14 protein-coding genes and 1 tRNA gene are annotated in these 13018 nt (G+C 32.5%); 6 read left to right on the forward strand and 9 right to left on the reverse strand.

Translation table 11 applies throughout. From position 1 onward, the window contains the following. Positions 1-18 precede the first annotated feature (18 nt). Together WHD54_RS11850 and WHD54_RS11855 are read left to right on the forward strand one after the other, a co-directional pair. Positions 19-264: a GIY-YIG nuclease family protein gene (locus WHD54_RS11850; RefSeq protein WP_088323265.1), complete on the forward strand. Its 246-nt coding sequence runs from the start codon at positions 19-21 to the stop codon at positions 262-264. Positions 265-349: 85 nt separating this feature from the next. Then, the gene (locus tag WHD54_RS11855) at positions 350-634 is read left to right on the forward strand and encodes a GIY-YIG nuclease family protein (protein WP_088323363.1); all 285 of its coding nucleotides are present in this window, start codon (positions 350-352) and stop codon (positions 632-634) included. Here the strand turns inward: WHD54_RS11855 and WHD54_RS03490 are convergent. From WHD54_RS03490 to WHD54_RS03525, 8 genes are all read right to left on the reverse strand, one after another. Next, positions 591-668 (reverse strand) — tRNA-Val (locus tag WHD54_RS03490). The two genes, WHD54_RS11855 and WHD54_RS03490, sit on opposite strands and share 44 nt — an antisense overlap. Before the next feature lie 59 nt (positions 669-727). Then, positions 728-1936, reverse strand: coding sequence for a bifunctional folylpolyglutamate synthase/dihydrofolate synthase (locus WHD54_RS03495; protein ID WP_088323266.1), 1209 nt, complete (start codon positions 1934-1936; stop codon positions 728-730). Between the two features lie 64 nt (positions 1937-2000). Continuing rightward, positions 2001-2825: an energy transducer TonB gene (locus WHD54_RS03500; protein ID WP_088323267.1), complete on the reverse strand. Its 825-nt coding sequence runs from the start codon at positions 2823-2825 to the stop codon at positions 2001-2003. A 27-nt stretch (positions 2826-2852) separates the two neighbouring features. Continuing rightward, entirely contained in the window at positions 2853-3245 is a 393-nt protein-coding gene (locus WHD54_RS03505) for an ExbD/TolR family protein (RefSeq protein WP_088323268.1), read from the reverse strand. Between the two features lie 45 nt (positions 3246-3290). Further along, positions 3291-3980 (reverse strand): MotA/TolQ/ExbB proton channel family protein, encoded by a 690-nt coding sequence (locus tag WHD54_RS03510; protein WP_088323269.1) that lies wholly within the window; start codon positions 3978-3980, stop codon positions 3291-3293. 139 nt (positions 3981-4119) lie between these two features. Further along, positions 4120-5523, reverse strand: a complete 1404-nt coding sequence (nhaD, locus tag WHD54_RS03515; RefSeq protein WP_088323270.1) for a sodium:proton antiporter NhaD — start codon at positions 5521-5523, stop codon at positions 4120-4122. A 14-nt stretch (positions 5524-5537) separates the two neighbouring features. Continuing rightward, positions 5538-6770, reverse strand: a complete 1233-nt coding sequence (locus WHD54_RS03520) for a Glu/Leu/Phe/Val dehydrogenase dimerization domain-containing protein (RefSeq protein WP_088323271.1) — start codon at positions 6768-6770, stop codon at positions 5538-5540. A 183-nt stretch (positions 6771-6953) separates the two neighbouring features. Continuing rightward, positions 6954-8012 carry an anhydro-N-acetylmuramic acid kinase gene (locus WHD54_RS03525; RefSeq protein ID WP_088323272.1) on the reverse strand — a complete coding sequence of 353 codons (1059 nt, stop codon included), beginning with the start codon at positions 8010-8012 and terminating at the stop codon, positions 6954-6956. 90 nt (positions 8013-8102) lie between these two features. On the opposite strand from WHD54_RS03525, the gene WHD54_RS03530 reads away from it, so the two are divergent. Continuing rightward, positions 8103-9245 (forward strand): acyl-CoA dehydrogenase, encoded by a 1143-nt coding sequence (locus tag WHD54_RS03530; RefSeq protein ID WP_088323273.1) that lies wholly within the window; start codon positions 8103-8105, stop codon positions 9243-9245. Positions 9246-9402: 157 nt separating this feature from the next. On the opposite strand, the gene WHD54_RS03535 is transcribed toward WHD54_RS03530, so the two are convergent. Next, positions 9403-10188, reverse strand: a complete 786-nt coding sequence (locus WHD54_RS03535; RefSeq protein WP_088323274.1) for a tRNA pseudouridine(38-40) synthase TruA — start codon at positions 10186-10188, stop codon at positions 9403-9405. Positions 10189-10452: 264 nt separating this feature from the next. Between WHD54_RS03535 and WHD54_RS03540 the strand changes: the two genes are divergently transcribed. The 3 genes from WHD54_RS03540 (at position 10453) to WHD54_RS03550 (ending at position 12840) form a co-directional block, all read left to right on the forward strand. After that, the gene (locus tag WHD54_RS03540) at positions 10453-11178 is read left to right on the forward strand and encodes a DUF6733 family protein (RefSeq protein ID WP_143744238.1); all 726 of its coding nucleotides are present in this window, start codon (positions 10453-10455) and stop codon (positions 11176-11178) included. A 66-nt stretch (positions 11179-11244) separates the two neighbouring features. Next, the gene (locus WHD54_RS03545) at positions 11245-11595 is read left to right on the forward strand and encodes a P-II family nitrogen regulator (protein ID WP_088323276.1); all 351 of its coding nucleotides are present in this window, start codon (positions 11245-11247) and stop codon (positions 11593-11595) included. Between the two features lie 6 nt (positions 11596-11601). Then, on the forward strand, positions 11602-12840 hold the full coding sequence (locus WHD54_RS03550) for an ammonium transporter (RefSeq protein WP_088323277.1): 1239 nt from the start codon (positions 11602-11604) through the stop codon (positions 12838-12840). The last annotated feature ends 178 nt before the right edge of the window (positions 12841-13018 follow it).

Here is a 13018-nt window from a genome sequence, read left to right on the forward strand (position 1 = left end):
TTTTTATTTCGACACACTATGTTTTCAGTATATATTTTATTCTCTGAACAAATTCATAAATTTTATGTAAGACATACCAGTTTAACTGTTCATGAAAGATTGAAACAACACCTTTATAATCACAAAGGGTTTACTTCAAAAGCTAAAGACTGGAAGATAATACATAGTATAAAAGTAGAAGATAAAACAAAAGCCATTTTGCTCGAAATAAAAATAAAAAAAAGAGGAGCGAAAAGATTCTTGAACGATATAGCGTCACGCTGAAGCGTGAAGGTCGCAGGTTCGAATCCTGCCACCCCGACTAAGAATCCAGTAAGTTTGTTACTGGATTTTTTTATTTCGACACACTATGTTTTCAGTATATATTTTATTCTCTGAACAAATTCATAAATTTTATGTAGGAAATACCAGTTTAACTGTTCATGAAAGATTGAAACAACACCTTTATAATCACAAAGGGTTTACTTCAAAAGCTAAAGACTGGAAGATAATACATAGTATAAAAGTAGAAGATAAAACAAAAGCCATTTTGGGGATCAATACCAAAAGTTGTGGAACAAAAAAATCCTTCACTTTTCGTGAAGGATTTTTGGTGGGCAATGAGGGATTCGAACCCCCGACCCCCTCGGTGTAAACGAGGTGCTCTGAACCAACTGAGCTAATTGCCCTTAGCGGGTGCAAATATAACACACATTTTTACATTACCAAATAAAAAATAAACTTTTATTTAAATTATTTCTGCCACTACAAAAGTACTTCCTCCTATATAAATTATATCTTCTTGATTTGCATTATTTAAGGCATCAGAAAGTGCTTTTCTAACAGAGTTATATTTTTTCCCATTTAAATTATACTCCATGGCTTTTTCTCCCAAAACTTCCTCTGATAAACCTCTAGGAATATTTGGTTTACAAAAGTAATAATTAGCTTTAATAGGAAATAATGGCAAGATAGTTTCTAATTTTTTATCAGAAACAACACCCAATACAATATGTAGCTTCCTAAAAGATTCCCTTTTTAGCTGTTCTAGAACTATAATTAAACCCTCTCTATTATGTGCCGTATCACAAATTACTTTTGGATTGTTCTGCAAAATTTGCCACCTTCCCTTTAAATTTGTGTTTTTAACAACATTAAGTAATCCTGATTCTATATGATTTTTTAAAACTCTAAAACCCTTTAACTGTTGTATTGCTGCAACTGCTGTTCTTGCGTTTTGTACTTGATATGATCCTAATAAATCAGTTGCATAAACTTTTTCATCGTCTGACGCAAAAGATATAATTGCCTCTTGAAAAACTGCTTTATTTTTAAATATCGAAACAACCTCCGTTTGCTTTTCTCCTATTACTACAGGAATATTTTGTTTAATAATACCTGCTTTTTCTTGTGCTATTTCGGGTAACGTTTCTCCTAAAAAATCAGTGTGATCTAATCCAATATTAGTTATAACACTTACCTCTGGTATTAAAATATTGGTAGAGTCTAATCGACCTCCTAGTCCGACTTCAATAATTGCAATATCTACGTTTTCAGAAGAAAAATGATCGAATGCTAAGCCTACCGTCATTTCAAAAAAAGATAATTGTTGCTTTTCTAAAAACAACCTATTTCTTGCTATAAAATCTACTACCTTTTGTTTAGAAATTTCTTCGCCATTAATTCTTATTCTTTCTGTAAAGTTCTTTAAATGCGGAGATGTGTATAATCCAACTTTATAGCCAGCCTCTTGTAAAATTGATGCCAACATATGACTTGTAGAGCCTTTTCCATTGGTGCCTCCAACATGAATAGTTTTTATTTTTTGATGAGGGTTTCCCAAAACTTTAACAAAAGCAAAAATATTGGTTAAATCTTTTTTAAAAGCGGTATTGCCATCTCTTTGATACATTGGCAACTGTAAAAACATCCAATCTAGCGTTTCTTTGTATGTCATTTATATAAAAAAATTAGAAACTCTTTAAATATATTTCTTCATTACTAAATAGAAATATAATTGATTAATTTGAAAGTGAAAACTTATAAATGATAGTCCCAATTTGAATGTTTGGCGCACTTTTGTCTGGGTTCCATTTTGTACTTAAAGCAGCCTGTTTAGCTGGTTTTGCTAAACATGGTGCTGTATTTGTTGTCCCTTTGGCTCCTGGTACTGCTCTTATAACTTTACCTTCTCTATCTACAGTTATTTGAACTACAACTGTCCCTTCTTCCTGACAATCGGGCTGTCTTTTAGGAGTAGATAAAGCTACTCTTCCTGATAAGTTATAGTTCCCTTTAGTACCTGATTTTGAATTTCCGTAATACTTGTTAGAATTTAAATTTCCTTCTTTCTTGCCTTGTACTCCATCTCTATTTGTTACTCCTTCACTTAATGATTTCTCGGAATTTGATGTTCCTTTTAATAAACTATTAAGTGCATCTTGTGTTTCTTTTGAAGGCTTCGGAATAGTGCTTGACTTTGAAGGAATTTCAGGAGCAACTTCTGTTTTCTTTTCTATTTCTTTGGGCTCATTTTTTTGAGCAACAGGTAGTTCTTTACTAGTAGTGTTGGTAATTATTTTTTCATTAATTAAAGGTTTCTCATTATCAAATGACTCCTTTTGTACTACTTCTTTTGTATTATTTTTGGAGCTCTTTTTTTTGATATTTTCAACTGGATTTCCATAACCTTCAGAAGTCGTCCCAAAATTTATTGCAACACCATACTCTTCTGGAGGGTCTACATACGACAAACCAAAATTAAAGACCAAGAACAGTAAAAATACAATTAATGCCGTGGTTATTATAGCCGATTTTCGTTGGTGATTTGTTGTTAAAAAAGACATTTTCATAAAAGATTATAGTATCAAAAATTAATTGCCTTTTACAGCAAGTATCATTTTTAATTTATTCTTATTAGCTATATCTATTACTTTCATTATGTTTCGGTATGGCGCATCTTTATCTCCTCTAATTACTATCGTTATTTTTTTGTCTGCTCCCACACTTTTTAAAATTTCACTTTCTAAATTAGCTGCAGCTACCATCGTTTTATCAATGTAATATTTTGAATTATTGGTAATAGAAACAGCAACCGATTTATTATTTTCAGTTTTACCACCAGCCTTAGGTAATAATACATCAATAGCACTAACAGTTACCAAAGTAGAGGTTAGCATAAAAAAAATTAATAACAGAAATACAATATCTGTCATTGAAGACATGTTAAAAGTCGGATCTACTTTATTTCTTCCTCTTAAATTCATACACTTAATTATAGGTTAAAATATTTATTAAAAATAGCCATAATTTTAAACAGGCTCATTTAGTAAATCTAAAAACTCAACAGACTTTGCTTCCATTTGATAAACTACTTTATTTGTTTTAACTACCAAATGATTGTAAGTAATATACGCTATAATACCAACTATTAAACCAGCCACAGTAGTTGTCATAGCAGTGTATAAACCATCGGATAGCATTTTTATGTCTATTTGGCCACCCGCATTTGCAATTTCATGAATTGCTACAATCATACCAATTACTGTACCTAAAAAGCCAATCATTGGTGCAGCACCTGCTATAGTTGCTAAAACACTAACATTCTTTTCTAGTTGATAGACCTCTAGTTTACCTGCAGTTTCAATTGCTGTATTAATATCTTCTAGAGGTTTACCTATTCTATTGATTCCTTTAGAAATTAAACGAGAGGTTGGAGTGTTTTTACTTTTACAAAGTGTGTCTGCAGCTTCTAGTTTTCCGTTTGATACAAAATCGCGAATCTGATTCATAAAATTTTCGTCAATTTTTGTAGCTGATTTAATCGCTAAAAATCGCTCAAAATAAATATACAATCCTACTGTTAGTAAAATAAAAAGGAGTCCTATAATTATTTGACCTCCCAAACCGCCCTCTACAATTAAATTGTAAATTGAAAGCGTTTTTTCTTCTGATACCAATTTTTCTGTAATAACTTTACTTTCTTGAGGGAATAAAAACATGTGTAGTTGCTTTAAGATTTCTTGTTTATAACGAAAAGTATTCGTTTAAATTGTTAAAATACTTTATTTGAAATAAAAATGTCATTTTAACTATTGTTAAAATGACATTTCTTATGTAATACTATTATATTCATAATTATTAAAATAGTGTTCTAATAACCATAAACGCTCCAGAACCTACTAAAAAGCCAACAAGTGCTAACCAAGAAATCTTTTTCAAGTACCAAAAGAAATCTATTTTTTCCATTCCCATGGCAACAACACCTGCAGCGGATCCAATAATTAGCATAGAACCTCCTGTACCTGCAGAAAAAGCAATAAAATGCCATAAAGGATTATCTACTGCTTGAGAAAACATTCCCAAACTTGCTGCTACCAAAGGTACATTATCTATTACCGCAGATCCAACTCCTAATAACAGAACAACCAAATCGGAAACTCCAACAGCACCTGGCACCTGAAACTCTGTACCCATCATTGGTACACTTTCTTGTAATGTAGATGCAAAGTTAAATAATATTCCTAGAGACTCTAATGCTGCAACAGCCATTAATATTCCTAAGAAAAATAAAATACTAGGCATTTCAATTTTAGATAATGAGGCATGAACCGGACTGTGATGTGCAGCTCTATCAGACTCGGTTGAATTATAGTCTGTTAACGATATTTTTGAACGACTGTAAATTTCTGCAAAAGTTGCTACTACTGCCAAAGAAAGCATCATTCCCACATAAGGAGGCAAATGTGTTACTGTTTTAAATACAGGTACAAAAACAATGGCAGTTAAACCTAAATACAACATTCTTGCGCTATGCGGACTTTTAGGCTTATCTTCTACATCTTCTTCAAAATCTATTTCTCCTTTAAACGCTGGTAAAAAAGATGCAATAAAACTCGGAATTATCATACAAAGTAGAGATGGAATAAATAAATATAAGAACAACATTTCAGTAGTTACTTTTTTACCTATCCACAACATTGTTGTAGTTACGTCTCCAATAGGAGACCATGCTCCACCTGCGTTAGCTGCAATAATAATTAAACCTGCAAACCAAATTCTTTCGTTTCTATTTTTTACAATTTTCTGTAAAATGGATATTAAAACTATAGTAGCAGTTAAGTTATCAATAATTGCAGATAAAATGAACGCTAGTGCAGAAAAGATCCATAAAATAGTTTTTTTCTTTTTGGTGTGAATGAAGCTTTTTATGGTAGAAAAACCATCAAAATAATCGATAATTTCTACAATAGTCATTGCTCCTAATAGAAACACAAGAATTTCTGCAGTTTTACCAAGATGATGAAGTAATGTTTCTTCTACAAGGTGCATTTTATCCTCATGGACTAAACCTGTAAAACCTTCTACCAAAGAATGCTGACTAGAGTCGAACCAATTTGTAAAATTATCTACACCCAATGCTACTAAAGCCCAACAAACTGCCATCATAACCAAAGCTGGTATAAGTTTATCTAACTTAATATTGTGTTCTAAGGTAATGGCCAAATATCCCATTACAAATACTATAATAATTGCTGATTCCATATTGTATATTTAAATTAAATCAATTGATTGAGCGCTATTTCAAACGCTGTTGAACATATTTTTGTTTTTGATGCACTCTTTTTAAATGTTTTTTGCAAGGCTTTTTTAATGATATTTGAGGTATCATCAAAAATAGCTTTATCTTGCATAGGCAATGATACTTTTGCTTCCATTAAATAAGCAAAAACTCTTGCTATCCCACAATTTGAGATAAAGTCTGGCAATAGACTTAAATGATTATCTGTATACTCCATAATTGGCCCAAAGAAAATTTCTTTGTCTGCAAAAGGTACATTAGCACCAGGAGAAATTACCTCTAATCCGGTATCTATCATTTGCTGAACTTGCTCTTTAGACACCAACCTAGAAGCAGCTGCAGGTATGAATATTTCTGCAGGTAGGCTCCATATTTTAGCATTAATTTCGTCAAACGGAATCATATGCTTAGAAACCAATTTATTACCATCTTTAGATAAAAATAATTGTCTCATTTCATCCATAGAAAAACCAACTTCGTTAATTAGGCCTCCTTCTCTATCAATAATTCCGACAACCTTTGCACCTAACTGAGTGAGATAGTAAGCAGCTGCAGAACCAACATTTCCAAAACCTTGTACAATAGCTCTTTTTCCTTTTATGTTTCCTCCATAAATATCATAATAGTGCTTTACTGCCTCTGCAACACCGTAACCTGTTAGCATATCTGCCACCGTATACTTTCTAGATACATCAGGAGAGAAATGCTTATTTTCTATTACTTTGATAACCCCTAAACGTAACTGCCCAATTCTGTTAATTTTATCAGCTTCTGAAGGCTTAAAATGTCCATTAAAAATACCCTCTTGCGGGTGCCAAACACCACAATCTTCTGTAATTGGAATTACATCTTTATCTGCATCTACATTTAAATCTCCTCCGGTACCATAGTAGTGTTTTAATAATGGAGTTACTGCTTTGTACCAACGTTCTAAAACTTGCCTTTTTCTAGGATCATTAGGGTCGAAATTAATACCAGATTTAGCACCACCAATTGCGGGTCCTGAAACAGTAAACTTTACCTCCATTGTTTTTGCTAAAGAAAGTACCTCATTCATATCTAATCCTTTACGCATTCTTGTACCACCTCCAGCAGCACCACCTCGTAAAGAATTGATAACCGTCCAACCTTCTGCATCTGTTTCTTGATCTTTCCAATGAAACACAATTTCTGGTTGTTTTTCTTCATATCTTTTTAATAATTCTTTCATCTTATTTTAATAAATTTTTCAGCTTAATATCTTTAATTTTCAATTTAATTCTTATCCAGGTATTCTTTTTAAAAAAAGCTAAAGCTGATTCATATTTATTGATATTTTTTTTTGAATTATTACCACAAACGGTTTAACAAATTTAATTTAAAAAAGCGATTAGCCAAATTATTAGATTAAAATCTACGGATAAAAAATAACGCCAGATGAATGGTCTTTTATTGCTCCTGTTACAGATTTTAAACAATTTACCTGATTATCAATTCGTAACAACCCTAAAAAGGCAAAAATCAAGGCTTCTTTAAAGTCGATAATTTTTGGTGATTGTTGCTTTATTGTTATTTTAGAACAAGTAGATATTTGAGACATCAAAAAAGAATTAAAAGCTCCTCCTCCAGTTACTAAAACTTTATCTGAACCTTTTATTATGGCTGCTATTTGCATCGCCGCATGCAAAGAAAAAGTAGCTAAAACATTCGCGATATCTTTTTCAAACGAATCTATAAGAGGAAAAATTTCTTTTTGAACCCATTCTAAACCAAGTGATTTTGGAGGCAATTTTTTATAAAAATCTAATGCATTCAATTTTTCTAACAACAAGGTATTTACAACACCTTTGGAAGCTATTTTACCAGACTCATCAAAAGCAAAACCCAACTTACTTACATAATGGTTTAAAACAATATTTACTGGACAAATATCAAATGCTATTCTACAATTACCTTTTGTAAAAGATACATTAGAAAACCCACCTAGATTAAGACAATAGTCATATTCAGAAAACAATAATTCGTCTCCAATAGGTACTAGCGGAGCTCCTTGACCTCCTAATTTTACATCTTGGGTTCTAAAATCACACACCACTTTTTTATTGGTAATCGCTGCAATTTTTTTTCCAGAGCCAACCTGAAGGGTAACTCCATTTTCTGGCTCGTGCAAAATAGTGTGTCCGTGAGAAGCTATAAAATCAATATGATTAATCTTGTAATTTGCAATAAAATTAGCAATTAAATTACCTAAGTAACTTCCGTACAAGACATCTAAACTTTCCAACTCATCGGAAGTAGAAAATAGTGCATTTTGTAATAACTGTTTCCATTCTTTATTGTAAGGAATCGTGGTTGCATGTATAATATCAAAATTATAAACATCATCTTTTGTGAATTTAACATACACTAAATCGACTCCATCAAGAGAGGTTCCAGACATAACCCCAATAGCAAAAGTTGTTTTTGTATTCATATTTGTAAAAATAATAAATGTCTATTGATAATATGTTACGAAATCGATATCTTTGAACACGAATTTTAAGAATTTAATAAAAATATACATATGGATTTTAGTTTAACAGAAGAACATGTAATGATTCGTGATGCTGCAAGAGACTTTGCTCAAAACGAATTACTACCAGGAGTTATAGAAAGAGACCATAAACAAGAGTTCCCTCAAGAATTGGTAAAAAAAATGGGCGACTTAGGTTTTATGGGAATTATGGTAGACCCCAAGTACGGTGGTAGCGGTATGGATACAACTTCTTATGTTTTAATTATGGAAGAATTATCTAAAATTGATGCCTCTGCTTCTGTAATTGTATCCGTTAACAACTCTCTTGTTTGTTATGGTTTAGAGGCTTACGGAAACGAAAATCAAAAGCAAAAATATTTAACAAAATTAGCTACTGGTCAATTTGTTGGTGCTTTTTGCCTAAGTGAACCAGAAGCAGGATCAGATGCTACTTCTCAAGCAACCACTGCAATAGACAAAGGAGATCATTATCTAATTAACGGAACCAAAAACTGGATAACAAGCGGTGGCCGCGCCGATGTGTATTTGGTAATTGCACAAACCGATAGAGCAAAAGGGCACCGAGGAATTAATGCTTTTATTGTAGAAAAAGGAATGGAAGGTTTTCATATTGGCCCTAAAGAAGATAAACTAGGTATTCGAGGCTCAGACACACATACATTACAGTTTAACGATGTAAAAGTACCAAAAGAAAACAGAATTGGCGAAGATGGTTTTGGTTTTAAATTTGCCATGAAAACACTTTCTGGCGGTAGAATTGGTATTGCTGCTCAAGCTTTAGGTATTGCCTCTGGCGCTTACGAATTGGCTTTAAAATACTCAAAAGAACGAAAAGCTTTTGGTACCGAAATTTGCAATCATCAAGCAATTGCCTTTAAATTAGCAGACATGTACACCGAAATTGAAGCAGCTAGAATGCTTGTTATGAAAGCTGCATGGGACAAAGATAACGGCAATAATTACGACATGTCGTCGGCAATGGCAAAGCTATACGCCTCTAAAGTTGCTATGGAGCAAACTGTAGAAGCTGTTCAAATTCATGGAGGAAATGGATTTGTTAAAGAATACCATGTGGAACGCTTAATGCGTGATGCAAAAATTACTCAAATATACGAAGGCACCTCCGAAATTCAAAAAATAGTTATCTCTAGAGGTGTCATAAAAGGGTAATCAACACTTTATTACAACTATAAAATCCATCTTTCTTAGATGGATTTTTTTTTGAGCACAACCTTTCAGGTCAGGCTTTTCGCACTCGCTTTACGCAAAAAAGCGTAAGAGCTCAAACAACTGCTACAATCCTTTGTGCAAACTCCATAATAAAAACCTACTCGGTAATTAATGTAACATCATATAACTGTAACCCAGACGATGGTGCTATATTTCTCAAATGTCTTCTATCATTATTCTCTTTTAGAGAGTCTTCTATAAAAGATACATCTACATTTCCTTTGCCAAGCTCAAAAAGTGTTGCCATAATTAATCGAATTTGATAACGTAAAAAACCTTTTCCTCTTACCTTTAAAATATAAGATTTTTTTGGAAAAAAACTTGCTGTTAAAATTGTGTTCTCTACAATTTCACAGCTTTCAATTTGCCTTTTAAAAATGGTGTTTTCTGATGGTTTTGTGCAATACTTATGAAAAAAATGAGTTCCTTCAAACAACTTAGCTCCTTGCTTCATTTTTTCGATATTTAAATTATCTAGAATAGCAACAATAAAAGGCGCTGCAAATGGATGATTTTTTTCACAAAAAGAAAAATAATAATGATATTCTTTAATCTTTGGAGCGTTAATTATGTTAAATTTATTAGAAACCTCTCGTATAGTTAATGCTCTAAAATCCGCAGAAAGATTATCATTTAGCAATTTTAAAAATTGAGTAATTTCAATTTTCTCATCCCTAAACAACTGCACATAATATTTACCCGCCGAAACCTTTGCATCTGTTCTACCAACTCCAATAGTTTTAAAATTAAAATCTCCAAATGCATACGAAAGAGACTTATCCAGCATATCATGAATGGTTTTAACATTTGGTTGCTTTTGCCATCCCGAAAACCTAAAACCTAAAAATTGAATGCTAATAAGATAAGAAAATGAGTATTTCATGCATCAAAAATACACATTTTAATTTTTTTTTTAGAAAAATGCATTTTTGTGAATATAAAAATAAATAACATATATTTTTAAACACACCCTCAAAAAACACACATTGTAAAACTATAATTTATATTATAAACAAAATTACCCCTATTTTTTTAAGGGTTATAATTTAAAAAACTTAGTTTTTAAAATAATAACCCCTAAAAATTAAATTTAAAACTATACATTTGACTCGTTCAATAAAACTAACCATAACAAAAAAGAACAATCATGAAAAAAATTTCAACTTTATTAGTGCTTTTTTTAGCAATTAACATGTCTGCACAAAAAGACTCAGAAGAAAATCTAAACATCGGCTTATCTTTAAACCATGATGCATTTTTTGGTTTTAACCCAATGATGACACTTAGCTTCCCAACAGATAAGTCAGGCGCTATTACAGCATACGGTATTCAATGGGGTGCAGGAACAGGAAGTGAATGGGGACAATGGACCGAAGTAGGTATTGGTTACAACTTTACCGTTGGTAATTTTAACATCAATCCACAATTAGGTTTCACAATGGGAAACTTACTTTCCAGCGGAGCTGCTCAAGAAGGGATTATTGGAGACGGTATAGTACCTAACTTAACAGTAAACTATAGCTCAAAAAAATGGGAAAGTCAATTCTACTTTGGGTATTACGGAGCATTGATAAACAACACAGATTCGGGAGAATCTACAAATAACTATGTACATTATTGGGCAAATCTGGGCTACAAAGTAGGCAACCATATATCTTTAGGCTTACATTTTGAAGAATTGTACTTGTCAGGTGGAGAAACAAATGGAGGCAAAAACCTAGAAAGAGCAGATGGCTACGTATGGCTTGGACCATACATACAACTACAAAAGAAAAATGCAGGACTGCGTTTTTCTCTCGGAAACAATATTGGAAAAACAGCAAGTTTTGCCAATAACGAATTTTACAAACTGACATTTTTCTTATCTATATAAGAAAAATAATCAAGACAAATTACCTCAAATATTTGAGGTAATTTGTGGTTTACGAAACACAATATCATGAAAAAAATAGAAGCAATAATTAGAAAATCTAAATTTAGTGCAGTAAAACAAGCACTGCATGAAGTAGATGTGAACTTTTTCTCCTACTGGGACGTAACAGGCCTAGGTAACGAAAAAGAAGCACACGTATATAGAGGTGTTAGTTACAGCACTAGCGATATTCAAAGAAGATACTTATCTATAGTAGTTAATGATGATTTTGAACATATTACCATCAATGCATTACTAAAATCTGCTGCCACAGGAGATGTTGGAGACGGAAAAATATTCGTATCAGACATTTCTGAGGTTTACAGAATTAGAACAGGGGAAAAAGGTGGTGAAACATTAAAAAAAGATTCAAAATAACAAAACATGGAATTACTTACAACAAATAATGTATGGATGATGATCTGTACAGCACTAGTTTTCTTTATGCATACTGGCTTTGCTTTTTTAGAAATTGGCTTAACAAGACAAAAAAACACAATTAACATCTTATTTAAAAATATTTTTATAATAACTGTAGGCCTACTTTTATACACCTTTATCGGTTTCAACCTAATGTACCCAAATTGGTCTACAAACTCAATAGGTTTTATGGGCGATTTTATATTCGGCCTCTCAGCACCATTAAAAAATGGCACACTAGATTTAGATTACAATACCGGCTACACTTTCTGGACCGAATTTCTATTCCAAGGAATGTTTGCTGCTACAGCAGCAACTATCGTTTCGGGTGCTGTTGCAGAAAGAATGAAAATTGGTCCATTTATGACATTTACCATCCTATACGTAGGGCTCGTGTACCCAATTGTAGGGTCTTGGAAATGGGGTGGCGGATTTCTAGACAAACTATCTACCCCTTTTTATGATTTTGCAGGCTCTACACTCGTTCACTCGGTTGGTGGATGGGCTGCTCTAGTAGCAGTTTGTTTATTAGGCGCGAGAATTGGTAAGTTTAAAAACGGAAAAATACAAGCAATACCAGGTCATAATCTTCCGATTGCTACTGCCGGAGTTCTTATTTTATGGCTAGGATGGTTTGGCTTTAACGGTGGCTCTGTTTTATCTGCAGACCCAGAATTAACCTCTTTAACTCTAGTTACAACATGTTTAGCTGCAGCCGCAGGTGGTGTTTTTGCAGCAATTACCTCTACCATACTTTTTAAAAATCTAGATTTAACCATGTTTTTAAACGGAATTTTAGGTGGATTAGTAGGCATTACGGCCGGAGCAGATCAAATGTCTCCAACAGATGCAATTTTAATAGGCGGAATTGCAGGGATACTAATTGTATTTGCCGTTAGTTTAATAGATAAATTAAAACTTGATGATCCTGTGGGAGCAATCGCGGTGCATTTAGTATGTGGTGTCTGGGGAACTTTAGCTGTTGGAATTTTTGGAAATCTTGCAGGTTGGTCTCAATTTTTGAGTCAACTACTAGGCATAGCTTGTTACGCAGCATTTTGCTTAATTTCTTCGTTTTTAATAATTTTCACACTCAAAAAAACAATCGGAATAAGAGTTGATGAAAAAGAAGAGCTAGAAGGTTTAGATGCTCACGAACATGGCATGGATGCCTATCCTGATTTTCGATTAAACGAACACTAAATATAATTACAAACAACTTTAAATATCTGCATTATTTTACTAATAATGCAGGTTTCTGTGCAGATTATCATTTTCTTAAAATAAAAAGCTAAAATTATCATTATTAAATTATTATTAGCATTATTTTATTTTCATGATAAAAATTATATTAAAAGTTAAAAATCATTGAATTTATCCT

The sequence above is a fragment of the Polaribacter tangerinus genome (genome assembly GCF_038024095.1).
Classification (GTDB): Bacteria; Bacteroidota; Bacteroidia; order Flavobacteriales; family Flavobacteriaceae; genus Polaribacter; species Polaribacter tangerinus.